The sequence below is a fragment of the Pseudomonas sp. NBRC 111133 genome, from assembly GCF_001320605.1.
GTDB classification, from domain to species: Bacteria; Pseudomonadota; Gammaproteobacteria; order Pseudomonadales; family Pseudomonadaceae; genus Aquipseudomonas; species Aquipseudomonas monteilii.
Genome location: NZ_BCBJ01000026.1, coordinates 45292 through 69301, shown reverse-complemented (window position 1 = coordinate 69301; position 24010 = coordinate 45292). Strand labels below are relative to the sequence as shown.

The following is a 24010-nucleotide window of genomic DNA, read 5'->3' as shown; positions in this document are numbered from 1 at the left end:
AGCTTGCGGCACGCCTCGATGGACTCGGGCCTGTCGGCAAGCTGGCGAGTGGCACGGACCACCCGCCTTAATCGTCTTGTTATGCGCCGACCACGATCGGCTTGGCCAGGTTAGGGCGCAGGGTGTCACCAGCGGACGCTGGGGCGACACCGGCCTCGAACTCGGACCTGAAGTATTTGATGGCACTGCCCAGCGGCTCGACGGCACCGGGTGCGTGAGCACAGAAGGTGCGGCCTGGGCCGAGGAAGTTGACCAGCCCCAGCAGCGTCTCGATGTCTTCGGCACGGCCCTGGCCTTTCTCCAGCGCGCGCAGCATCTTCACGCTCCACGGCAGGCCGTCACGGCAGGGGGTGCACCAGCCGCACGACTCGCGGGCGAAGAACTCTTCCATGTTGCGCAGCAGCGACACCATGTTGATGCTGTCGTCCACCGCCATGGCCAGACCGGTACCCATACGGGTGCCGACCTTGGCGATGCCACCGGCGTACATCTGGGCGTCGAGGTGCTCGGGCAGCAGGAAGCCGGTACCGGCGCCGCCTGGCTGCCAGCACTTGAGCTTGAAGCCGTCGCGCATGCCACCGGCGTAGTCTTCGAACAGCTCGCGGGCGGTGACGCCGAACGGCAGTTCCCACAGGCCCGGGTTTTTCACCTTGCCGGAGAAGCCCATCAGCTTGGTGCCGTGGTCTTCGCTGCCTTCACGGGCCAGCGACTTGTACCAGTCGTTGCCGTTGGCGACGATGGCCGGCACGTTGCACAGGGTTTCGACGTTGTTCACGCACGTCGGCTTGCCCCACACGCCCACGGCGGCAGGGAAGGGCGGCTTGGAGCGCGGGTTGGCGCGGCGGCCTTCCAGCGAGTTGATCAGTGCTGTTTCTTCACCGCAGATGTAGCGGCCGGCACCGGTGTGCACGAACAGCTCGAAGTCAAAACCGGAACCCAGGATGTTCTTGCCCAGCAGGCCTGCGGCCTTGGCTTCATCAATGGCGCGGTTGAGGTTTTTCGCTGCGGTGGTGTATTCGCCACGCAGGAAGATGTAGCCACGGTAGGCCTTCAGGGCGCGGGCGCTGATCAGCATGCCCTCGACCAGCAGATGGGGCTGTTGCTCCATCAGCATGCGGTCCTTCCAGGTGTTCGGCTCCATTTCGTCCGCGTTGCACAGCAGGTAGCGGATGTTCATGGATTCGTCTTTGGGCATCAGGCCCCACTTCACGCCAGTGGGGAAGCCTGCACCACCACGGCCCTTGAGGCCGGAGTCCTTGACGCTTTGCACGATGTCGTCGGCCGACATTTGCGCCAGCGCCTTGCGCGCGGCGGCATAGCCGTTCTTGGACTCGTACTCGGCCAGCCAGACCGGCTCGCCGTCGTCACGCAGGCGCCAGGTCAGCGGGTGGGTTTCGGCGGTACGCGCAATGCGGTTGGCCGGGCCGAAGGAAGTAATGGTCATACGTAACCCTCCAGCAGTTTGGTAACGCCAGCCGGCTGTACGTCGCCGAAGGTGTCGTCGTCGATCATCAGCGCCGGGGCCTTGTCGCAGTTGCCCAGGCAGCACACCGGTAGCAGGGTGAAGCGGCCGTCGGCGGTGGTCTGGCCAAGGCCGATGCCCAGCTCGCTCTGGATCTGGCTGACCACGGACTCATGGCCGCCGATGTAGCAGACCATGCTGTCGCACACGCGGATGATGTGGCGGCCGACCGGCTGACGGAAGATCTGGCTGTAGAAGGTGGCGACACCCTCGACATCGCTGGCCGGGATGCCCAGCACTTCGCCGATGGCGTGAATGGCGCCGTCCGGCACCCAGCCACGTTCCTTCTGGACGATTTTCAGGGCTTCGATGGACGCCGCGCGCGGGTCCTCGTAGTGATGCATTTCGTGCTCGATGGCCGAGCGCTCGGTTTCGCTCAGGGCGAAACGGTCTGTCTGGATAAGCGTGCTGTTCATGCTTAGCGGTCCACGTCAGCCATAACGAAGTCGATACTGCCCAGGTACGCAATGAGGTCGGCGACCATGCTGCCTTTGATCACCGAAGGGATCTGCTGCAGGTGCGGGTAGCTCGGGGTACGGATCCGGGTGCGGTAGCTCATGGTGCCGCCATCGCTCGTCAGGTAGTAACTGTTGATGCCCTTGGTCGCCTCGATCATCTGGAACGACTCGTTGGCCGGCATGACCGGGCCCCACGAGACTTGCAGGAAGTGCGTGATGAGGGTTTCGATGTGCTGCAGGGTGCGCTCTTTCGGCGGCGGCGTGGTCAGCGGGTGATCCGCCTTGTACGGGCCTTCCGGCATGTTGCGCAGGCACTGGTCGATGATGCGGATACTCTGGCGCATCTCCTCGACACGGACCATGCAGCGATCGTAGGCATCGCCGTTGTGGGCCAGCGGTACTTCGAACTCGAAGTTCTCGTAGCCGGAGTAAGGGCGGGCTTTACGCAGGTCGAAGTCGCAACCGGTGGCACGCAGGCCGGCACCAGTAGTACCCCAGGCCAGGGCTTCCTTGGTGTTGTACGCGGCAACGCCAATGGTACGGCCCTTGAGGATGCTGTTCTGCAGGGCAGCCTTTTCGTACTCGTCGAGGCGCTTGGGCAGCCATTCGACGAAGTCCTTGACCAGCTTGTCCCAGCCGCGCGGCAGGTCGTGGGCGACGCCACCGATGCGGTACCAGGCCGGGTGCAGGCGGAAACCGGTGATCGCTTCGATCACGGTGTAGGCGCGCTGGCGGTCGGTGAAGGTGAAGAACACCGGGGTCATGGCGCCCACGTCCTGGATGTAGGTGCCCAGGAACAGCAGGTGGCTGGTGATGCGGAAGAACTCGGCGAGCATGATGCGAATCACGTCGACTTTCTGCGGCACCTTGATACCGGCCAGCTTCTCTACGGCGAGCACGTACGGCAGGTTGTTCATCACCCCGCCGAGGTAGTCGATACGGTCGGTGTAGGGGATGAAGCTGTGCCAGGACTGGCGCTCGGCCATTTTTTCGGCACCACGGTGGTGGTAGCCGATGTCCGGAACGCAGTCGACGATCTCTTCACCGTCCAGCTGCAGGACGATACGGAAGGCACCGTGCGCCGAAGGGTGGTTGGGGCCGAGGTTGAGGAACATGTAGTCCTCGTTGGCGCCCTGACGCTTCATGCCCCAGGCTTCCGGGTTGAAGCGCGCCGATTCCTCTTCAAGCTGCTGCTTGGCGAGGGTCAGGCTGTAGGGGTCGAACTCGGTGGCACGGGCCGGGTAGTCCTTGCGCAGCGGGTGGCCTTCCCAGGTGGGCGGCATCATGATGCGGCTCAGGTGCGGGTGGCCGGCAAAGTCGATGCCGAACATGTCCCAGACTTCACGCTCGTACCAGTTGGCGTTTGGCCAGATACCGGTCACGGTCGGCAGGTTCAGGTCGCCTTCGCTCAGCGACACCTTGATCATCACGTCGCTGTTACGCTCGACCGATAGCAGGTGGTAGAACACGCTGAAGTCGGCGGCTGGCAGGCCACGGCGCTGGGTGCGCAGGCGTTCGTCGACGCCGTGCAGGTCGTACAGCATGCTGTACGGCTTGGCCACGCCACGCAGGAAGCTGAGCACCTCTTTGAGCTGGGCGCGCTTGACCCACAGCACGGGCATGCCGGTGCGGGTTTCCTGGGCGACAAATGCTTCGGCGCCAAAACGGTTGTTCAGTTCGACGACCACATCCTGGTCGTCAGCCTTGTAAGGCGGAATGAAAATAGCGTTGTCCGCTGTCATGGTCTCGGTCGCTTTGGGTCAACGTTAAGAATGAAGCCAGGCCGCCGGCTCCTTCGGGAGCGGGCGGCAGGTCGCTGGATCAGACTTCGTCGGGGCTGCGCAGGTTGGTGACTGCAATGCGCTGCTCACGACGAAGGTCTTTCTGGGCTGGCATCTCGGCACGGTAAATACCTTGATCACCAACAACCCAGGAAAGCGGGCGTCGTTCTTGGCCGATCGACTCCTGCAACAGCATCAAGCCTTGCAGGAAAGCCTCAGGGCGTGGCGGGCAGCCAGGCACATAGACGTCCACGGGGAGGAACTTGTCGACCCCCTGAACGACCGAGTAAATGTCGTACATGCCACCGGAGTTGGCGCACGACCCCATGGAGATGACCCACTTGGGCTCGAGCATCTGCTCGTACAGGCGCTGGATGATCGGCGCCATTTTGACGAAGCAGGTACCGGCGATGACCATGAAGTCGGCCTGACGCGGCGAGGCCCGGATGACTTCGGCGCCGAAGCGGGCGATGTCGTGGGGTGCCGTGAAGGCCGTGGTCATTTCCACGTAGCAGCAGGACAGGCCGAAGTTGTACGGCCAGAGGGAGTTCTTGCGACCCCAGTTGACCGCGCCACGCAGCACATCTTCAAGCTTGCCCATGAAGATGTTCTTGTGGACCTGGTCCTCTAGCAGCTGGTCGGTGACGGTTTCCCGTTCACCTACCGGGTACTGCTCGTTAGGCGCATCCGGATCGATTCTGGTGAGATTGTATTGCATTGCCAAAGCCTCATTGTTTCAGCTTCGCTTGCCGCTTGCGGCGACCTTCGGGAGCCCAATCAAGAGCACCGACGCGCCATAGGTAGACAAGACCTGCCAACAGAATTGCTATGAAAACGAGAGCTTCGACGAACCCGGTCCAGCCGCTTTCGCGGACGGACACAGACCATGCAAAGAGAAAAAGGGCTTCGATATCGAAGATCACGAACAGCATCGCGACCAGATAGAATTTGGCGGACAGGCGCAGGCGGGCGCTGCCGACGGGCAGCATGCCGGATTCGAAGGGTTCGTTCTTGGCGCGGCCCCAGGCCTTGCTACCGAGCAGGCTGGACAGGCCGAGCATGAAGGCACACAGGCCGACGACACCCAGGAGGAAGATGGCAAAGCCCCAGTTGTGGGCGATGAGTCCTGCCGAATCGGACATGCTAGAGATCCTTATACAGAGACCCAGCTCTGCAGTCTGAAATAAGTAAAGCGGCGACGTGGTGTCGCAGGTGCAGTGACCAAATGTCGCAGCTGAATCAATCGCGCTGATTTTATGGGTAAACCCGGTGCAAGTAAAATTTCTGTCGCAAATTTATTCGTAGGATTAAGAACAAAACACGCTCGTAACTGGCTGAAAGCCTTGAGATTCGGGCATTGCGTGCTGTTTTGTTAATTATGTTTCTTGCGACTGGTAACGAATTGCAATTTTCGAAATGATAATTAATATCATTTATCTTGATACCTTCTAATTTGGCTGTTCTGCGCCTTGTAAAGTTCATCTGGCGATTCCCCCTACTTGCAAATGCGAAAGGCTCTTGTTCTAGCAGCTTCCGGCGCTGCGCGCACCGCTCTGGGTCAATACTTTATCGATTGAGCGATGACCGACAGATGACGCGCCCGCCCACTGGTCGAGCCAGTAGGTAAGGATGATCAGGTAGGGCGCGGCAGCGATCGAGATCCACGTGCGATAGGCTGAAGCGGGGGCGCTGCACAACCAGGCGATCAGGGTCAGCACCGGGATGGGCTTGGCCAGCAGGGCAAGTACGGTGTTGCCGCTGGCCAATGCATATATACAGAGAGCAGCGGCGGCCAGGGCGAGAATCATCAGGTGGCTTGGATGAGGCATGGGCGGTCCTTGCTGCTGTGCTGCCACAAGCATAGCCCTGATTCTGGGTTCTGCTTCAGCCTGTTCCGGCCCCTTCGCGGGCAAGCCCGCTCCCACAGGTCCTGTGCACAGTTTGAGGGCTGCAGTAATCCTGCGGGAGCGGGCTTGCCCGCGAAAGGGGCGGGACAGGAAAAAGAAAGGCCCGGGGCTTTCGCAAGCCCCGGGCCTCTGTCAGCCACCCACTATCAGTGGAACTGCTCTTCCTCGGTCGAACCGGTCAGTGCAGTCACCGACGATGCGCCACCCTGAATCACGGTGGTCATGTCGTCGAAGTAGCCAGTGCCCACTTCCTGCTGGTGCGCCACGAAGGTGTAGCCTTTGCTGGCGTCCGCGAATTCCTGCTCCTGCAGCTTCACGTACGCGGTCATGTCGTTGCGGGCGTAGTCGTGCGCCAGGTTGAACATGCCGTGCCACATGTTGTGAATGCCGGCCAGGGTGATGAACTGGTGCTTGTAGCCCATGGCCGACAGCTCGCGCTGGAACTTGGCAATGGTGGCGTCGTCGAGGTTTTTCTTCCAGTTGAAGGACGGCGAGCAGTTGTACGACAGGATCTGGTCCGGGTACTCCTTCTTGATCGCTTCGGCGAAGCGGCGGGCTTCGTCCAGGTCTGGCTTGGCGGTTTCGCACCAGATCAGGTCGGCGTACGGCGCATAGGCCAGGCCGCGGGCGATGGCCTGGTCGAGGCCGGCGCGTACCTTGTAGAAGCCTTCACGGGTACGCTCGCCGATCACGAACGGCTGGTCGTACGGGTCGCAGTCACTGGTCAGCAGGTCGGCGGCGTTGGCGTCGGTGCGGGCCAGGATGATGGTCGGAACGCCCGACACGTCGGCTGCCAGGCGCGCGGCCACCAGCTTCTGTACGGCTTCCTGGGTCGGTACCAGTACCTTGCCACCCATGTGGCCACATTTTTTGACCGAGGCCAGCTGGTCCTCGAAGTGCACGCCAGCGGCGCCTGCTTCGATCATGTTCTTCATCAGTTCGTAGGCGTTCAGTACGCCACCGAAACCGGCTTCGGCGTCAGCCACGATGGGCGCGAAGTAGTCGATGTAGCCATCGTCGCCCGGGTTCTTGCCGGCTTTCCACTGGATCTGATCGGCGCGGCGGAAGGCGTTGTTGATGCGCTTGACCACGGTCGGTACCGAATCGACCGGGTACAGCGACTGGTCAGGATACATGGACTCGGCCGAGTTGTTGTCGGCGGCTACTTGCCAGCCGGACAGGTAGATGGCCTGGATGCCGGCTTTTACCTGTTGCACTGCCTGGCCGCCGGTGAGGGCGCCCATGCAGTTCACGAAATCTTTTTCTGGGCGGAAGGACGGGTGGGCACCTTCGGTGACCAGCTTCCAAAGTTTTTCCGCGCCTTGGCGAGCAAAGGTGTGCTCCGGCTGGATGGAGCCACGCAGGCGAACGACATCGGCGGCGGAGTAGGTACGGGTCACGCCTTTCCAGCGCGGGTTTTCGGCCCAGTCTTTCTCGAGGGCTGCAATTTGCTGTTCGCGTGTCAGTGCCATGGAAATAAACCTCGTCGCATCGATCTTGGGTTAATTGTGCTGATGCCCGGGTGCAGATCAGGGTGCCTGGCGGCTGTCCTGTTCTAGAGAGTGCGGCGGCGAACGCGAAGGCTCGAAGGGGGAAGGGTGGGCAGGCCAGGCGAAGGTGTGCTCCGGCAGGTCGGCTCGTGGTTGCCTTGCTGCGGTGCTACGCGATTGCCAGTACTGCGGTGATGCGCTTCCGTCCCTCGGGACAACTTCTTCGTTGCAGTCGCAATCCCGTCGAACCGCCTTGTGGGCCGTATAGACACGAGGCGCCTCCAGGGGTGGGAGGAGTACGCCTCGAAGGCCCTTGCCAGGGCCCCTGATTAGCGGGAGCGAGGCCATCATGCCCTTGGGAAAAAGGGCATGTCAAATGTTTTGTAGTGGAATATTTCACTTACTACATCTTTGGTCTAATGCGACTTGGCAGTCAGTTTCAAGGCCTTTGGTCGAGGCCTTGAATTGCCTGGGATCAGTCGAGAAGGTCGACTTTGACACGCAAAGTCATGTTTTCACCCCGCTGGGTGCTGTAACTGCGGCTTGACGTGCTGCGGTCGGCTTGGCTCTGCTGGTTGTAGCCTGCCAGGGTGATCCATTCGCCGAGCTTGCCAGTGACGGTCGTGTCGGTACTTTGCACTTTCACTACATCTGCACGTTCATGGCTGATGCGGTCATTATTGGTGCTTATTTGCAGACGAACCGTATCGCCGCTCAGGCTTGGCGTAACGTAGAAACCCTGGGTCACGTTGCGGTATTCGGTGTTGCTCTGCAGGCGCCCGTAGCCGTCGGTACTGGTGCTGGTGATCGGGATGCTCTGGCCAACCTGGATCAGCGCCGGCTGGCCTTCGCTGGCCTGGATCTGTTGCATGCCGCCGTCACGGTTGCTGGTGCCGTAGTGGATAACACGGGCATTGCCACGGTTGTCCTGGAAGTTGCTGTCGTTGTTGTCGACGCTAATCAGCAGGCGTTTGGGGGCGGTGTCGAGTTGTTGCAGCAGGGCACGCAGGTCGTCGATGCGCTTGGGGCTGGCGTTGACGATCAGCTTGTTCTCGAAGGCGCTGACTGTGCCGTCCTTGCCGATGAATGCCTGCGCCGCAGGCAGCAGTTCGGCGCTGGCGCGGTGCTGCAGCGGCACCACCTCGGTGGCGGCCTGGGCGACGAGGCTGGTAACTAGCAGCAGGGTGGTGAAAAGGGGGCGTAGCGGCATGTCCATGATCTCCGCAGGGGGAATCGCCAGAATGGCCAAGGCATCCTGCTTGTGCCGGGTGCCCATTAAAACCTGCCTTTTATACTGGCTTTATCCAGGCAACTATAAATTATAGTCAGCCAGATAATTGCAGATAATTCCACGATGCAGGCTTGGTTGGTCAGCCCGCGCACATCACGCTGTGGCTGCTGTCGGACAAATTACGTAACATTCCCGCTACAATTTTTTGCCCGTTCTAAAGGCCGTCCAGCTGCCTCGGGCGCTCCTGTGGCTCTGTGGGAGTGCTCCAGACAAGTGCTCGCCATCCACAGGAATCTCATGAAACCCGCCCGACTACGCGCCGACCTGCTCGCCGGCCTCACCACCTCGTTCGCCCTGGTGCCCGAGTGCATCGCCTTTGCCCTGGTGGCTCACCTCAACCCCTTGATGGGCCTGTATGGCGCATTCATCATCTGTACCCTGACTGCGCTGTTCGGCGGTCGGCCCGGGATGATCTCCGGCGCCGCTGGCTCAATGGCCGTGGTGATCGTCGCGCTGGTGGTGCAGCACGGCGTGCAGTACCTGCTGGCAACGGTGTTGCTGGGCGGTGTGGTGATGATCCTGTTTGGTCTGCTGCGCTTGGGCAAACTGGTGCGCCTGGTGCCGTACCCGGTGATGCTTGGCTTTGTGAACGGTTTGGCCATCGTCATCGCCATGGCTCAGCTTGAGCATTTCAAGGACGGTGAGCACTGGCTCAGTGGTGCGCCGCTGTACCTGATGATCGGCCTGGTAGCGCTGACCATGGCGGTGGTTTATGTGCTGCCGAAGCTGACCCGCGCAGTTCCGCCAGCGCTGGTGGCGATCCTGGGTGTTGGCCTGCTGGTGTACCTGCTAGGGCTGCCCACCCGCACCCTGGGTGACATGGCGCACATCGCGGGTGGCCTGCCAGGGCTGGCGCTGCCGGATGTGCTCTGGAACCTGGAAACCCTGAAGATCATCGCCCCCTACGCGGTGCTGATGGCCATGGTCGGCCTGCTGGAAACCCTGCTAACCCTCAACCTGACCGATGAAATCACCGAGAGCCGAGGTTTCCCGGACCGCGAGTGCGTGGCGTTGGGCGCGGCTAACATGATCTCGGGCCTGTGCGGCGGCATGGGTGGCTGCGCGATGATCGGGCAGACGGTGATCAACCTCAGCTCCAATGGCCGCGGCCGGCTGTCGGGAGTGGTGGCCGGGGTAATGATCTTGCTGTTCGTGTTGTTCCTGTCACCGCTGATCGAGCGCATTCCGCTGGCGGCACTGGTGGGGGTGATGTTCGTGGTGGCCCAGCAGACCTTTGCCTGGGCGTCGCTGCGGGTGCTTAACAAAGTACCGGTGAACGATGTGCTGGCGATCATTGCGGTCACTGTCGTGACAGTGTTTACCGACCTGGCCATGGCGGTGCTGTTCGGCATCATCATTGCGGCCCTTAATTTTGCCTGGCAGCATGCGCGGGAGTTGTATGCGGACTGCCATGAGGATGCGCAGGGCGGCAAGCATTATCAGGTACATGGCACGCTGTTCTTTGCCTCTACCACCTCGTTCCTCAATCAGTTCGATACGGCCAGCGACCCTGCTCAGGTTACGCTGGATTGCCAGCATCTGAGCTTTGTCGATTACTCGGCGATTGCGGCATTGAAGACCCTGCGTGAGCGGTATGCCAAGGCGGGCAAGCAGTTGCGCGTGGTGCACTTGTCGGAGCGCTGCAAGAAGCTGTTGAGGCGGGCGGGGGAGCAGCACTGAAGGTGAGTGGGTGCCTGTGCTGGCCTCTTCGCGGGCACAGGCAAACCAATCACTCCCCGCGGTTCTTCTTCACAATGGCATCGGCAATGCTTGCCGGTGCCTCGGCATACCGGGTGAACTCCATCGAAAAGCTCGCCCGGCCCTGGGTCATCGAGCGCATCGAGGTGGCATAGCCGAACATTTCGCCCAGCGGCACCTCGGCACGGATCACCTTGCCTGCCGGCGTTTCGTCACCGTCCTGAATCATCCCGCGGCGCCGGCTCAGGTCACCCAGAATGTCGCCCTGGTACTCCTCCGGCGTCACCACCTCCACCTTCATCACCGGCTCCAGCAGCACCGCGCCACCTTTCTGCGAGAGCTGTTTGGTGGCCATCGACGCAGCGATCTTGTAGGCCATTTCGTTGGAGTCAACGTCGTGGTAAGAGCCGTCGAACACCGCGGCTTTGAGGTTGATCAGCGGGTAACCGGCAAGCACGCCGTTCTTCATTTGTTCCTCGATGCCTTTCTGGATCGCCGGAATGTACTCGCGTGGTACCACGCCACCGACGATCTCGTTGATGAACTCCAGGCCTTCCTTGCCTTCGTCGCCGGGGGCGAAGCGGATCCAGCAGTGGCCATACTGGCCACGGCCGCCGGACTGGCGGACGAAACGCCCCTCGATCTCGCAGGTATTGCGGATTTTTTCGCGGTAGGCCACCTGCGGCTTGCCGATGTTGGCCTCGACATTGAACTCGCGGCGCATGCGGTCGACGATGATGTCCAGGTGCAACTCGCCCATGCCAGAGATGATGGTCTGGCCGGTTTCTTCGTCGGTGCGTACGCGGAATGACGGGTCTTCCTGGGCCAACTTGCCCAGGGCGATGCCCATTTTTTCCTGGTCGGCCTTGGTCTTCGGCTCGACGGCCACGGAAATCACCGGGTCGGGGAAGTCCATGCGCTCAAGGATGATTGGCTTGTCCATGTCGCACAGGGTGTCGCCGGTGGTCACGTCCTTCATGCCGATCAGCGCGGCGATGTCGCCGGCGCACACGTCTTTGATCTCTGCGCGCTGGTTGGCGTGCATCTGCACCATGCGGCCGATGCGTTCCTTCTTGCCCTTGACCGAGTTGAGTACCGCGTTGCCCGAGCTGAGCACGCCGGAATACACCCGGGCAAAGGTGAGGGTGCCGACGAAGGGGTCGGTGGCGATCTTGAAGGCCAGGGCCGAGAACGGTTCTTTGTCGTCGGCGTGGCGCTCCAGGTGCTTCTCTTCGTCGTCGGGGTCGGTGCCCCTGATCGCCGGGATTTCCGACGGGGCCGGCAGGTAGTCGATCACCGCGTCGAGCATCAGCGGCACGCCTTTGTTCTTGAACGAGGAGCCGAGGATGGTCGGTACAATTTCGTTGGCGATGGTACGTTGGCGCAGCGCAGCCTTGATCTCGTCGACACTCAATTCCTCGCCTTCGAGAAACTTCATGGTCAGCTCATCGCTGGCCTCGGCTGCAGCCTCGATCATATGCGCACGCCATTCGTCGGCCAGCGCCTGCAGTTCTGCGGGAATGGGTTCTTCGCGGTAGCTGGTGCCCTGGTCGGCATCGTTCCAGTAGATGGCCTTCATTTTCACGAGGTCGATTTGGCCGACGAAGTTTTCTTCGCTGCCGATGGCCAGCTGGATGGGTACCGGATGGTGCCCCAGGCGCTGGTCGATCTGTTTGACCACGCGCAGGAAGTCGGCGCCCTGGCGGTCCATCTTGTTGATGTAGGCCAGGCGTGGCACATGGTATTTGTTGGCCTGGCGCCAGACCGTCTCGGACTGTGGCTCCACCCCGTCAGCGCCGCTGAACACCACCACCGCGCCATCGAGCACGCGCAACGAACGCTCCACCTCGATGGTGAAGTCGACGTGGCCGGGGGTGTCGATGATGTTGAAGCGGTACTTGTGCGCGAACTGTTTGGTCGAGCCTTGCCAGAACGCCGTGGTCGCCGCCGAGGTGATGGTGATGCCGCGCTCCTGCTCCTGGGCCATCCAGTCCATGGTTGCGGCGCCATCGTGCACCTCGCCCATCTTGTGGTTGACCCCGGTGTAGAACAGGATCCGCTCGGTAGTGGTGGTTTTGCCGGCGTCGACGTGTGCGACGATGCCAATATTGCGGTACAGCTCGATGGGCGTTGTGCGGGCCATGGCGGACTACCTGCGGATGGGCGGATTCCACCACGGTAGCAGACCGGTGGAATCCTGCCCTGCCGCCGGGCCGTCAGTCGGCTTGGGCTTGCAGCATCCACTGGCCATCCACTTCACGGGCCAGGCCGCTGGCTGGCAGCAGGGCCAGCAGGCGCGGGTGCAGGGCGGCCTCGGTGAAGGTTTTGAGGGTGGTCAGGTCCAGCGCGCCGACCAGGTTGAGGTCGGCTTTTGTGTACGACAGCCAGGCCTTTTTCAGCGCTTGGGCAACATCGCTACCCGAGGTGCTGGCGAAGCGGCGGTGCCATTGGCGGCCGTCGAAGGTGAAGCTGTGGGTGTGACTGTAGGTGCTCTCGTCGCCACCTTCGGCGCAACGGTGGCAGCGGCACGGGCCTTCGCCGAAGGCATTGCGCAGGTAGCTGTTGAAGTCCACGACGGGCTTGAGGGACAGGCGTTTGTCGACATCGAACAGGTCGGCGATCAGGGGTTCTTCGGCGCTCACTCGGGATCCTCGTGTGGTGTGGCGTGCATCGGCGGGCACCCTAACAGATCGGGGCATTCAGATCACCTGTAGAGACAACCGGGACCGCCTGCCGTACTCTACGCGCCCATACGCCTAAACACCCACTGAGGTAACCCCGCTTGAGCACCAAGTACCCGTACATCGCCACCGTGACCATCAGCGCCGAAGACCGTGGCGGCGATGCCGAGGCCTCGGAAAACCCCAACATGCGCGTTGGCCTGGAAGCGGTGACCGAAACCCTGAAGAAAGTGCATTTCGTCGGTACGCTCGCAGCCCCCGAGAAATCGGCCACGCACATTTGCGTGACCCTGGAGAACGGCCTGACCTACTACGGCCCGATCGTCAACGGCCATGCCGAACTCGAAGGCGGCTGGATTGCCTTCGAGTCCGACATGCTCACCCCGCAAGAACTGGGGCTGTAAGCCTCAGTTCAGCTCGGCCAGGCACTGCTCGAGGATATCCAGGCCTTCTTCGAGCACCTCGGCCTCGATGGTCAGTGGTGCCAACAGGCGGATGATGTGCCGTGCCTTGCCGCTGGGCATCAGTAACAAGCCCTTGGCCCGCGCGGCGTCCATCACCTTGGCCAGTTGTGCCGGCGCCGGGCTGCCATCGGCATTGACGAACTCGATGCCACGCATGGCGCCCACGCCGGTCAGGCGGCCGATGAACGGGCACAGGCCTGAGGCCTGCCAGCGCTGGTGGCGGCTGACGATGGCCTGCTCCTGGCGCTCACCCCAGGTGGCGATGTTCTCGTCGGTCATCTGCGCCAGGCTGGCCAGCGCCGCCGCACAAGCAACCGGGTTGCCCGAATAGGTGCCGCCCAGGCCGCCCTTGGGCAGGGCTGCCATCAATTCCTTGCGCCCGACCACCGCACCCAGTGGCATACCGCCGGCAATGCTCTTGGCCAGCAGCAACAGGTCGGGCTCGATGCCAAGGCGTGGGAAGGCGAAGCGTTGGCCGGTGCGGCCGAAGCCCGACTGGATTTCGTCGATGATGATCAGGATGCCGCGCTCGTCGCAGAAGCGGCGCAGGGCCTGGGCGAAGGCGGGGTCAAGGGCGAGGAAGCCGCCTTCACCCTGCACCGGCTCGAAAATGAACGCTGCCACGTCTTCCACAGCCAGTTCGACGCTGAACAGGCGGTCCATGGCCTTGAGCGCCTGCTCGCAGGTTACGCCGGTGTCGGCGCTGGGGTAGGGCAGGTGGTACACCGGCCCAGGCAGTTCACCGACCCGCTGTTTGTACGGGGCGACCTTGCCGTTGAGGTTCAGGGTGGCCAGGGTGCGGCCGTGGAAGCCGCCGTCGAAGGCGATGATGGCCCGCTTGCCGGTGGCGCCGCGGGCAACTTTCAGGGCGTTTTCGGCCGCTTCCGCACCGCTGTTGGTGAGCATGCCGGCCAATGGGTAGCTGACGGGCACGAACTCGCTCAGTTGGTCCATCAGTGCCAGGTATGGGCCGTGTGGGGCGGCGTTGAAGGCGTAGTGGGTCAGGCGGGTGGCCTGGGTCTGGATCGCCTCGACCACGGCGGGGTTGCAGTGGCCCAGGTTGAGCACACCGATACCACCGACGAAGTCGATGTAACGTTTGCCGTCGGTGTCCCAGACTTCGGCATTACGGCCATGGGAAAGTGTGATCGGGTGAACGATGGCAATGGATTGGCTGATACTTTCCTGGTTCATGGGCACGCGGGACCTTGTTCGAGTTTCTTATTATCCAAGCGTGTTGGCGGGTTATACCGCAAACGAATTATTCGATTGCGGTCATTCCGTGGATTCGTGATCTGGCTGGTTTTTGCATCTGCCATTCCGGCCCTATCGCCGGCAAGAGTCATCAATCCCCCTCAGCCACCCGCTCCCGAATCCACTGCACAAAGGCCCGGATCTTGGGCACTTCGGCCGCGTGCTCGGCATGGGCGATGAAGTGCCGGCCATTGCTCGCCACCGGGTGGTCCCAGGCCACAACCAGCTTGCCCTCGCTCAGTTCCTCTGCCACCAGGTAGCGCGGAATCAGGGCGATACCGCAGCCTGAAATTGCTGCGCGAATGCACAGGTAGAACGTGTCGAAACGCGGCCCGTGGTAGCTGTTCTGGCTATGCAGCCCCAGCCCCAGAAACCATTCGTGCCAGGCCTCCGGTCGCGACACGCATTGCAGCAGCCGGTGCTCGGTCAACGTCTGGGCACTGTCGAAGCGGTGATTGGCCAGCAGCTGCGGGCTGCACACCGGCACCACTTCTTCGCTGAACAGCTCGATGCAGGTTGCCCCGGGCCAGGTGCCCTGGCCGAAGAAAAACGCGATGTCTGCCTTGGCCTGTACCAGGTCGAAGGGCTCCAGTTCGTTGCGCACGTCCAGGTGGATGCGTGGGTAGCGGTCGCCAAAACCCTTGAGTCTGGGCACCAGCCAGCGGGCGCCGAAGGTGGGTTGGGTGGCGATGCGCAGCACTTCGGTTTCATCGCCGTAGCTGAGGATGTAGCGGCTGGAAATGTCGATCTGGGTGAGGATCTTGTTCACTTCGGTGAGGTACAGCGCGCCGGCCGGGGTCAGGTGCAGGCGGCGGCGAATGCGCTGGAACAGCGAGTGCGAGAGCATGTCCTCAAGCTGCGCCACCTGCTTGCTGACGGCGCTCTGGGTCAGGTGCAGTTCCTGCGCCGCGCGGGTGAAGCTGAGGTGGCGGGCGGCCGCTTCGAAGCACTGAAGGGCGGTGGTCGAAGGCATCAGGCGTTTGGACATGACGGGCAAATACCGAGCAAAAAAGGAAGAAGTTCATTCCAAAGCGGAATCATGTGGTTCGAAAAGGTCGTTTGTTGACCCCGGCCTATAGATTAATACTGACCTGGATCAACGATTACAACCGGTCATGCGAAGAGGAGGTCAGTACCCGCTTCCGGCATCTGCAAAAACAACAACAACGACTATCAGAAATTTAAAAGAATTCTGCTCCGACCTTCAGCCGCCTCGCTGCGGCCGACCCATTAGAGGGTTCTTCATGGCTTCGCAAGACAACAAGAAACAGCGTTCCCTGCAACACGGCCTGACCTCCCGTCAGGTTTCCATGATTTCCATTGCGGGCATCATCGGCGCCGGGCTGTTCATCGGCTCCTCCAACGCCATCGCCACCGCCGGCCCGGCCATCCTGATCTCCTACGCCATGACCGGCCTGCTGGTCTTGCTGGTGATGCGCATGCTGGGCGAAATGGCCATCGCCAACCCCAACAGTGGCTCGTTTTCCACCTATGCCTCAGAAGCCATTGGCCCATGGGCGGGCTTTACCATCGGTTGGCTGTACTGGTGGTTCTGGGTGCTGATCATTCCGGTCGAGGCCATTGCCGGTGCGGACATCCTGCATGCCTACTTCCCTTGGGTGCCATCGTGGCTGTTCGCCTTCCTCATCATGCTGGTGCTGTCGTGCACCAACCTGATCAGCGTGAAGAACTTCGGTGCCTTCGAGTACTGGTTCGCCCTGGTCAAGGTGGTGGCGATCATTGCCTTCATCGTGGTCTGCACCTTGGCCGTGTTCGGCTTCTGGCCGCTGGCCGAAGTGTCCGGGGTCAGCCGACTGTGGGACAACGGCGGCTTCATGCCCAACGGCTTCGGGACCGTGCTGGGTGGTGTACTGATCACCATCTTCTCGTTCTTCGGTGCCGAAATCGTCACCATTGCCGCTGACGAAACCGCCAACCCGAAAGACAAGATCCGCCGTGCCACCAACCTGGTGGTGTACCGCATCGCCATCTTCTATCTGGCGTCGATTTTCCTGGTGGTGTCGCTGGTGGCCTGGAATGATCCTGAACTGAAGGCGGTCGGTTCGTTCCAGCGCGTACTGGAGGTGCTGAACGTGCCGGGTGCCAAACTGCTGGTTGACCTGGTGGTGCTGGTAGCGGTGACCAGTTGCATGAACTCGGGGCTGTATACCGCGTCGCGCATGCTCTATTCGCTGGGTGCCCGTGGTCAGGCTCTGAGCGTTACCAAGCGCATCTCCGGCTCCGGCGTACCGACCGTGGCGGTGATCTTCTCTACCCTGGCAGGCTTTGCCGGTTGCTTCGTCAACTATGTGTTCCCAGGCAAGGTGTTCGGCTTCCTGCTGTCCACCACCGGCGCCATTGCCTTGCTGGTGTACCTGGTGATTGCCGTGTCGCAACTGCGCATGCGTGCCCGTGCCGAGCGTGAAGGGCGTCCGCTGGAACTGAAGATGTGGCTGTTCCCGTGGCTGACCTGGCTGGTGATCGGCACCATCGTCATGGTGCTGGGCTACATGCTGTTCAGCGATGCCTACCGCTACGAAACCCTGATGACTGCTGGCGTAACCCTGTTCATCCTGCTGGTTTCGCTGACCCAGCGGCGTGCCAAGGTGGTTGCCCAGACGGCCTGATGTTTCTGCTTTAATGGGGGGCGTTGCGCGCCCCCATTTCAATAAGCACAGGAAGCGTATGAACGATCAAGCCCTTTCCCTCCAGGCCCTCGCGGCACCCGATGGCACGTGTTATGGCTGCGGGTGCTCCCACCCCAGCGGGCTGCACCTGCAAAGCCACTGGGACGCCGACGACGTTCATCTGATATGCCGCCATGCGCCCGACAGCACCTTCATCGGCTGGCCCGGCCTGGTTTACGGCGGCCTGCTGGCGATGCTGGTCGACTGTCATTCCAACTGGACGGCCATGGCTTACCACTACCGCAATGAAGGCCGCGAGCCGGGCAGCCTGCCGCGCATCGACTGCGTCACGGGTACGCTCAACCTGACCTACCTGAAACCCACGCCCATGGGCGTCGAGCTGTTGCTCAAGGCGCGTGTGGAAGGGGACGTGGGGCGCAAGAGCCGGGTGATCTGCGAAGTCTGGGCCGACGATGTGCTGACCGTGACCGCCGACTCGGTGTTCGTGCGTGTCGACACCGAAAAGCTCAAGTTCAAGGCACATGCAAAGTTCTGATGCATGAGACTGGAGGCGGCCTCCGCGCCGCTCGCGGGTAAGTTCGACTAACCGGTTAGCTGAATCTGCCTACAGCCGTTTCGAGCAGAGGTAATTATTTCCCACGCTGGAGAGTCAGTCGTACCACGCTATTGATGCCTAGACCAGGCGCGGCTGAACGCCGCGCCATTCTTGATCAACAACGTTTCAGCAATAGCCAGCGTTCATGGTTAAACATAGAGTGTTCTTTCCTATGAACCCAGGGACCGACCATGACTAATTTGAGCTTGTTTCCCATTACTCGCAAATGGCCTGCGAAATACCCTGAGCGGTTGCAGCTCTATTCCCTGCCGACACCCAACGGCGTCAAGGTGTCGATCATGCTCGAAGAAGTCGGCCTGGCCTACGAGGCGCACAAGGTCAGTTTTGACAACGATGACCAGTTGAGCCCCGAGTTCATTTCGCTCAGCGCGAATAACAAGATCCCGGTCATTCTCGACCCCCACGGGCCGGGTGGTCAGCCGCTGCCGTTGTTCGAGTCAGGGGCGATCCTGCAGTACCTGGCGGAGAAAAGCGGCCAACTGCTCAGCCAGGACCCTGCCCAGCGTTACCAGACCCTGCAGTGGCTGATGTTCCAGATGGGCGGCATCGGGCCGATGTTCGGCCAGGTCGGCTTTTTCCACTTCTTTGCTGGCAAGGAATATGAAGACAAGCGTCCGCGTGATCGCTATGTCAACGAGTCCAAACGGCTGCTGGGTGTGCTGGATCGGCACCTGAAAGGGCGGAAGTGGATGGTTGACGAATACAGCATCGCCGACATCGCCATCTTCCCGTGGGTACGCAACCTGGTGGAGCGTTACAACGCGCGGGAGTTGGTAGGCTTTGATCAGTTCAAGGAAGTGCAACGGGTACTGGCGGCCTTCCTTGAACGGCCAGCCGTGCAGCGCGGCCTGAAGATTCCCGCCTGACAGACCTAGAAGACCTGGTTCAACAACCAGTACAACGACCCTGCCAGCACCATGGCTGCCGGCAGGGTCAGCACCCAGGCCATCAGCAGGTTGATCAGTGTGCGTTTCTGAATGCCTGAGCCGTTGGCGACCATGGTGCCGGCTACACCAGAGCTCAGCACATGGGTGGTCGAAACCGGCAACCCGAACATGTCCGCCGCGCCGATGGTGCACATCGCAACCACTTCAGCCGAGGCGCCCTGGGCATAGCTCAGGTGGGCCTTACCGATCTTCTCGCCCACCGTCACCACGATACGCCGCCAGCCAACCATGGTGCCCAGCCCCAGCGCGATGGCCACGACCACCTTCACCCACAGTGGAATGTAGCGGGTGGCATCGTCCAGCTGTGCCTTGAACAGTTCTACATGGCTTCGGGTGTCAGCATCGAATGCCACCAGGTGTTTTTTTTCGATCAGGCGAATGGCTTCGCTGGTCAGGTACATGTCGTTGCGCACATTGGCCATGGCTTCGGCCGGCACGCGCTTGAGCGAGCCATAGCCTTTGACCTGGTCGCCGATCATCCCGGTCAGCGCCGCGAGTGCCGGTACCAGTTGCGGGCTGGCCGTGGGCTCGGCAATGAACAAGGTCAGTACCTGGCGTGGGTCGGCCGGGGCCGCTTGCGGGTGGCTGCGCACCAGCGCCTGGCGGGTTACTTCGGCGATGGCCGAAAACTGCAAAGCCTGTTCGTTGGGCATGGTCTTGTTCAGGGCATAGGCCATGGGCAGGGTGCCGACCAGGATCAGCATGATCAGGCCCATGCCTTTTTGGCCGTCGTTGGAGCCATGGGCAAAGGATACGCCGGTGCAGGTGAGGATCAGGACGCTGCGGATCCACCACGGAGGGAGGGTGCGGCCTTCCGGCGCCTGATACAGGTCCTTGCGCTTGACCAGTGCACGCAACGCCACCAGCAACAAGGCCGCGCAGGCAAAGCCGATCAGGGGTGAGAACAGCAAGGCATAGCCGACTTTGCTGGCTTGGGCCCAGTCCACGCCACTGGTGCCGTCACGCCCATGCATCAGCGCGTTGGCCACACCCACGCCGATGATCGAGCCGATCAGCGTGTGGGAGGACGATGCCGGCAGGCCCAGCCACCAGGTGCCGAGGTTCCAGATGATGGCTGCCAGCAGCAGGGCGAAGACCATGGCAAAGCCGGCCGAGGAGCCGACCTGCAAAATCAGCTCCACCGGCAGCAGGGCAATGATGCCGAACGCCACCGCGCCGCTGGAAAGCAACACGCCAAGGAAGTTGCAAAACCCGGACCAGACAACCGCCACCGGTGCCGGCAGCGAGTGGGTGTAGATGACCGTGGCGACGGCATTGGCGGTGTCATGAAAGCCATTGACGAATTCAAAGCCCAGGGCAATCAGCAGCGCCAGGCCCAGTAGAAGGAACGGTGTGACCGTGGTGATCACCGTGCCGCTGGCCGTCACATCCTGTTTCAGGCTCCAGACGGTATAGGCAATGCCGGCCAGTAGCAGGCCGAAGAACAACACGAGGGTGGCGCGCCCTGGCGTGTGGGCAAGCTGCAGGCGGGAGTCGCGCTGGGCCAGTTGCGGCTGGCTGGCCAGTGGCGGGGTTGCCATGGGTGCTCCGGTTGGCGTTGGGCGTGGGTGCCGAAGGCCTTGAGCATAGAAACAATTCGTAACCCGGCCGTGACCTCGATCAATGAATTGTCTAGTCTCAAGACAAACGGTAATGGCAGGGTCGTGCGACGATTCGCTACGAAAAAACGCGATGCGTATCCGCAGGGGCGGTGTTTGTGCGACCGTGTGTCATCCCCGATGAGCGAAATGCGATGCCTTTACAGTTAACCCCCGCCAGCGACCGCCACTGCACCTTCGCCCGCGACCTCACGCGCCGCGCGATGTTGCCGTACTACCGCGAATACGACCTGTTGTGGATCGAAGAAGCCTTCGACGAGGCCTGGGGCTGGCGCGAGCAGTGGCTGGTGACCGAAGGCGACACCCTATTGGGTTTCTGCAGCCTCAGCCATGACCGCCAGGCGTTGTTCATCCGCGAGTTGCACCTGTTGCCCGAGCACCGTGGGCGCGGGGTCGGCAGCTGGGTATTGGAGCAGTTGGCGCTCTGGGCCAGGCAGCGGCGCCTGCCGCTGCTGCGGCTAATGGTGTTTCGCAGCAACCCGGCCCGTCAGCTGTATCAGCGCCACGGTTTCGTTGAAATGGGAAAAGACGATTGCTTTGTGCGTATGCAGCGCGCCATCAACTAATGGCCCAATGATGGCTTGTCGCGGTCCAAGAGCATGTGCATAGTGGATCCACGTGCCTAGGGCTGTCTGCAGAGGGTGGGCCGGGCACCAGGGATATCAAGGAAGAGGAGAAACTCCAATGAATGGAATCGGTCCGCGGCTGCGGGAAGAGCGCGAACGACTGGGCATGACCCAGCGAGTTTTTGGCGATATCGGCGGTGTCGAGCCCAATGCTCAGGGCAAGTATGAAAGCGGTGAGCGTACCCCTCGGATCGATTACCTGGCCGCGTTGGCTGTCAGGGGGGTGGATGCGCTGTATGTGCTTTGCGGTACACGCACCCCTGTACCGCTCGAAGGTTTGAGTACGGATGAGCCCGGTTTGCTGGAGGCATTCCGCCAACTGCCGTTCGAGGATCAGGCGGCGATTTGGCACCTGTTGGGGCGTTTGTCCAGCAACGGGAAACCCCGGAAAACAGCGAGGCCTCTGCCCGTTAAGCATCAGGTGTTTCTGACGGAATCAATGCGTTAGGCCCACTGTGAAAAATTTTGTTAAGGTGGCGGGATCCAATCGCCCTGCTGACGAGGTGTGTGCTTGATTAGGGTCTTAGTGGTCGATGATCACGATCTGGTACGAACCGGTATTACGCGCATGCTCGCCGACATCGACGGCCTGCAGGTAGTGGGTGAGGGGGACTCGGGCGAGTCGGCGCTCAAACTGGCCCGTGAGCTCAAGCCGGATGTGGTGCTGATGGACGTGAAAATGCCCGGCATCGGTGGCCTGGAGGCTACCCGCAAATTGCTGCGCAGCCATCCGGACATCAAGGTAGTCGCCGTGACGGTGTGCGAGGAAGACCCGTTCCCCACGCGCTTGCTGCAGGCCGGCGCTGCCGGCTATCTGACCAAGGGGGCAGGCCTTGATGAAATGGTCCAGGCTATTCGGCTGGCCTTTGCCGGCCAACGCTATATCAGCCCGCAGATCGCCCAGCAGTTGGCACTGAAACCGTTTCAGCCGCAGGGTTCGCCGTTTGACGCGTTGTCCGAACGGGAAATCCAGATTGCCCTGATGATCGTCGGCTGCCAGAAAGTGCAGATCATCTCTGACAAGTTGTGCCTCTCGCCCAAGACCGTCAATACTTACCGTTATCGGATCTTTGAAAAACTCTCGGTCACCAGCGACGTCGAACTGACCTTGCTGGCCGTTCGCCACGGTATGGTCGACGCAAGCCTGTAAACCTCATGTCTCAAGTGTTTGATGCCAGCGCATTCCTGGCGACCTGCAGTGGGCGGCCGGGCGTTTACCGGATGTTCGATGCCGAAGCCCGGCTGCTTTACGTGGGCAAGGCCAAGAACCTCAAGAAGCGCCTGGCCAGCTATTTCCGCAAGACTGGCCTGGCGCCCAAGACTGCCGCGCTGGTAGCGCGCATTGCGCAGGTCGAAACCACCATCACCGCCAACGAAACCGAGGCGTTGCTGCTGGAACAGAACCTGATCAAGGAGTGGCGCCCGCCCTACAACATCCTCCTGCGCGACGACAAATCCTACCCCTATGTGTTCCTGTCCGATGGCGAGTTCCCACGGCTGGGCATTCACCGTGGGGCGAAAAAGGCCAAGGGCCGCTACTTCGGCCCGTACCCCAGCGCCGGTGCCATTCGCGAAAGCCTCAGCTTGCTGCAAAAGGCCTTTTCCGTGCGCCAGTGCGAGGACAGCTATTACGCAAACCGCACCCGGCCTTGCCTGCAGTACCAGATCAAACGCTGCAAAGGGCCCTGCACCGGGTTGGTGACTGCCGAGGAATATGCGGAGGATGTGCGCCACTCGGTCATGTTCCTGGAAGGGCGTAGCCAGCAGTTGGGCAACGAATTGAATGCCGAGATGGAAACGGCCGCCATGGCCCTCAATTTCGAGAAAGCTGCCGAACTGCGTGACCAGATCGCCCTGTTGCGGCGCGTGCAGGACCAGCAGTACATAGAAGGTGGCAGTGGCGACGTCGACGTCATCGCCGCTTTCGTCAACCCGGGTGGCGCCTGTGTGCACCTGATCAGCGTGCGCGGTGGGCGAGTACTGGGCAGCAAGAACTTTTTCCCGCAGGTGGGTATCGAGGAAGAGGTGGCCGAGGTCATGGCCGCATTCCTTTCCCAGTACTACCTGGGCAACGCAGAGCGCGAACTGCCGGGCGAGTTGATCGTCAACGTGGTTCACGAAGACTTCGAAGCCATCACCGAAGCGCTGCACACGCTGCGTGGCCGCGAGCTGACCATCAGCCACCGGGTGCGCGGCACACGCGCCCGCTGGCAGCAGCTGGCCGTGACCAACGCCGAGCAGGCGCTCAACGCCCGCCTGGCCAACCGCCAGCACATGGCTGCCCGCTTCGAGGCCCTGGCCGAAGTGCTGGGCCTGGATGAAGTGCCGCAGCGTCTGGAGTGCTACGACATCAGCCATTCCAGCGGCGAAGCCACCGTGGCCAGTTGCGTGGTGTTCGGCCCCGAAGGCCCGCTGAAGTCCGATTACCGTCGGTTCAACATCGAAGGCATTACCGGCGGTGATGACTATGCCGCCATGCATCAGGCGCTGACTCGCCGCTACGGGCGTATCAGGGACGGCGAGGGCAAGCTGCCCGATGTGTTGCTGGTGGACGGCGGCAAGGGCCAGCTGAACATGGCACGCGATGTGATGCAGGAATTGGGCTTCAACGACCTGACCCTGCTAGGCGTGGCCAAAGGCGTCACCCGCAAGGCAGGCTTCGAGACCCTTTATCTGAACGACGTGCACCACGAATTTACCCTCAAGGGCGATTCTGCCGCACTGCACCTGATCCAGCAGATCCGCGATGAAGCCCACCGTTTTGCCATCACCGGTCACCGCGCCCGTCGTGGCAAGGCCCGTCGGGTCTCCAGCCTTGAAGATGTGGCCGGGGTAGGGCCGAAGCGCCGCCGTGACCTGCTGAAACATTTCGGTGGCCTGCAAGAGCTCAACCGCGCCAGTATCGATGAAATCGCCAAAGCCCCCGGCATCAGTAAAAAGCTTGCCGAATCAATTTATGCCAGCCTGCATAGCGAGTAGAATGCCGGGCTCAACTTGCAGCCAGTCGT

General features: G+C 61.6%; 22 protein-coding genes. 9 read left to right on the top strand and 13 right to left on the bottom strand.

The window, feature by feature from the left end; genetic code table 11:
- Window positions 1-79 precede the first annotated feature (79 nt).
- From nuoF to APH36_RS05465, 8 genes are all read right to left on the bottom strand, one after another.
- Window positions 80-1444 (bottom strand): NADH-quinone oxidoreductase subunit NuoF, encoded by a 1365-nt coding sequence (nuoF, locus tag APH36_RS05500; RefSeq protein WP_060497812.1) that lies wholly within the window; start codon window positions 1442-1444, stop codon window positions 80-82.
- Window positions 1441-1938: an NADH-quinone oxidoreductase subunit NuoE gene (gene nuoE, locus APH36_RS05495; RefSeq protein WP_012273294.1), complete on the bottom strand. Its 498-nt coding sequence runs from the start codon at window positions 1936-1938 to the stop codon at window positions 1441-1443. The genes nuoF and nuoE overlap by 4 nt, the downstream gene beginning before the upstream one ends.
- Before the next feature lie 2 nt (window positions 1939-1940).
- Window positions 1941-3722: an NADH-quinone oxidoreductase subunit C/D gene (nuoC, locus tag APH36_RS05490; RefSeq protein ID WP_019098402.1), complete on the bottom strand. Its 1782-nt coding sequence runs from the start codon at window positions 3720-3722 to the stop codon at window positions 1941-1943.
- A gap of 79 nt (window positions 3723-3801) precedes the next feature.
- Window positions 3802-4479, bottom strand: a complete 678-nt coding sequence (locus APH36_RS05485) for an NADH-quinone oxidoreductase subunit B family protein (RefSeq protein WP_003251429.1) — start codon at window positions 4477-4479, stop codon at window positions 3802-3804.
- 10 nt (window positions 4480-4489) lie between these two features.
- Window positions 4490-4903, bottom strand: a complete 414-nt coding sequence (locus tag APH36_RS05480; protein WP_003251427.1) for an NADH-quinone oxidoreductase subunit A — start codon at window positions 4901-4903, stop codon at window positions 4490-4492.
- 381 nt (window positions 4904-5284) lie between these two features.
- Window positions 5285-5590: a hypothetical protein gene (locus APH36_RS05475; RefSeq protein ID WP_177337084.1), complete on the bottom strand. Its 306-nt coding sequence runs from the start codon at window positions 5588-5590 to the stop codon at window positions 5285-5287.
- Between the two features lie 224 nt (window positions 5591-5814).
- Window positions 5815-7140 carry an isocitrate lyase gene (gene aceA / locus APH36_RS05470; RefSeq protein ID WP_016711593.1) on the bottom strand — a complete coding sequence of 442 codons (1326 nt, stop codon included), beginning with the start codon at window positions 7138-7140 and terminating at the stop codon, window positions 5815-5817.
- A 493-nt stretch (window positions 7141-7633) separates the two neighbouring features.
- Complete coding sequence (locus APH36_RS05465) at window positions 7634-8368, bottom strand: secretin N-terminal domain-containing protein (RefSeq protein ID WP_060497832.1); 735 nt, start codon at window positions 8366-8368, stop codon at window positions 7634-7636.
- Window positions 8369-8686: 318 nt separating this feature from the next.
- Between APH36_RS05465 and APH36_RS05460 the strand changes: the two genes are divergently transcribed.
- On the top strand, window positions 8687-10129 hold the full coding sequence (locus APH36_RS05460) for a SulP family inorganic anion transporter (protein WP_060497810.1): 1443 nt from the start codon (window positions 8687-8689) through the stop codon (window positions 10127-10129).
- Between the two features lie 49 nt (window positions 10130-10178).
- On the opposite strand, the gene fusA is transcribed toward APH36_RS05460, so the two are convergent.
- Together fusA and APH36_RS05450 are read right to left on the bottom strand one after the other, a co-directional pair.
- Window positions 10179-12290 (bottom strand): elongation factor G, encoded by a 2112-nt coding sequence (fusA, locus tag APH36_RS05455; protein ID WP_060497809.1) that lies wholly within the window; start codon window positions 12288-12290, stop codon window positions 10179-10181.
- Window positions 12291-12363: 73 nt separating this feature from the next.
- Window positions 12364-12789 carry a hypothetical protein gene (locus APH36_RS05450; RefSeq protein WP_060497808.1) on the bottom strand — a complete coding sequence of 142 codons (426 nt, stop codon included), beginning with the start codon at window positions 12787-12789 and terminating at the stop codon, window positions 12364-12366.
- 140 nt (window positions 12790-12929) lie between these two features.
- Here APH36_RS05450 and APH36_RS05445 point away from each other — a divergent pair, with 140 nt between their 5' ends.
- Window positions 12930-13232, top strand: coding sequence for a hypothetical protein (locus APH36_RS05445; RefSeq protein WP_060497807.1), 303 nt, complete (start codon window positions 12930-12932; stop codon window positions 13230-13232).
- Window positions 13233-13235: 3 nt separating this feature from the next.
- Here APH36_RS05445 and APH36_RS05440 read toward each other — a convergent pair whose 3' ends face one another.
- Both APH36_RS05440 and gcvA read right to left on the bottom strand, forming a co-directional pair.
- Window positions 13236-14486 (bottom strand): aspartate aminotransferase family protein, encoded by a 1251-nt coding sequence (locus APH36_RS05440; protein ID WP_060497806.1) that lies wholly within the window; start codon window positions 14484-14486, stop codon window positions 13236-13238.
- Window positions 14487-14637: 151 nt separating this feature from the next.
- On the bottom strand, window positions 14638-15534 hold the full coding sequence (gene gcvA, locus APH36_RS05435) for a transcriptional regulator GcvA (RefSeq protein ID WP_060497805.1): 897 nt from the start codon (window positions 15532-15534) through the stop codon (window positions 14638-14640).
- 256 nt (window positions 15535-15790) lie between these two features.
- Here gcvA and APH36_RS05430 point away from each other — a divergent pair, with 256 nt between their 5' ends.
- From APH36_RS05430 to APH36_RS05420, 3 genes are all read left to right on the top strand, one after another.
- Window positions 15791-17173: an amino acid permease gene (locus APH36_RS05430; RefSeq protein WP_060497804.1), complete on the top strand. Its 1383-nt coding sequence runs from the start codon at window positions 15791-15793 to the stop codon at window positions 17171-17173.
- 58 nt (window positions 17174-17231) lie between these two features.
- On the top strand, window positions 17232-17729 hold the full coding sequence (locus tag APH36_RS05425; protein ID WP_060497803.1) for a PaaI family thioesterase: 498 nt from the start codon (window positions 17232-17234) through the stop codon (window positions 17727-17729).
- A 251-nt stretch (window positions 17730-17980) separates the two neighbouring features.
- The gene (locus tag APH36_RS05420) at window positions 17981-18676 is read left to right on the top strand and encodes a glutathione S-transferase N-terminal domain-containing protein (protein WP_060497802.1); all 696 of its coding nucleotides are present in this window, start codon (window positions 17981-17983) and stop codon (window positions 18674-18676) included.
- A gap of 5 nt (window positions 18677-18681) precedes the next feature.
- Here APH36_RS05420 and APH36_RS05415 read toward each other — a convergent pair whose 3' ends face one another.
- Window positions 18682-20298, bottom strand: a complete 1617-nt coding sequence (locus APH36_RS05415) for an inorganic phosphate transporter (protein WP_060497801.1) — start codon at window positions 20296-20298, stop codon at window positions 18682-18684.
- A 212-nt stretch (window positions 20299-20510) separates the two neighbouring features.
- Between APH36_RS05415 and APH36_RS05410 the strand changes: the two genes are divergently transcribed.
- From APH36_RS05410 to uvrC, 4 genes are all read left to right on the top strand, one after another.
- Entirely contained in the window at window positions 20511-20942 is a 432-nt protein-coding gene (locus APH36_RS05410; protein WP_060497800.1) for a GNAT family N-acetyltransferase, read from the top strand.
- Between the two features lie 118 nt (window positions 20943-21060).
- Window positions 21061-21450: a helix-turn-helix domain-containing protein gene (locus APH36_RS05405; RefSeq protein WP_060497799.1), complete on the top strand. Its 390-nt coding sequence runs from the start codon at window positions 21061-21063 to the stop codon at window positions 21448-21450.
- Between the two features lie 63 nt (window positions 21451-21513).
- Window positions 21514-22152, top strand: a complete 639-nt coding sequence (uvrY, locus tag APH36_RS05400; protein ID WP_003251380.1) for a UvrY/SirA/GacA family response regulator transcription factor — start codon at window positions 21514-21516, stop codon at window positions 22150-22152.
- A gap of 5 nt (window positions 22153-22157) precedes the next feature.
- Entirely contained in the window at window positions 22158-23981 is a 1824-nt protein-coding gene (gene uvrC / locus APH36_RS05395; RefSeq protein WP_060497798.1) for an excinuclease ABC subunit UvrC, read from the top strand.
- Window positions 23982-24010: the final 29 nt, after the last annotated feature.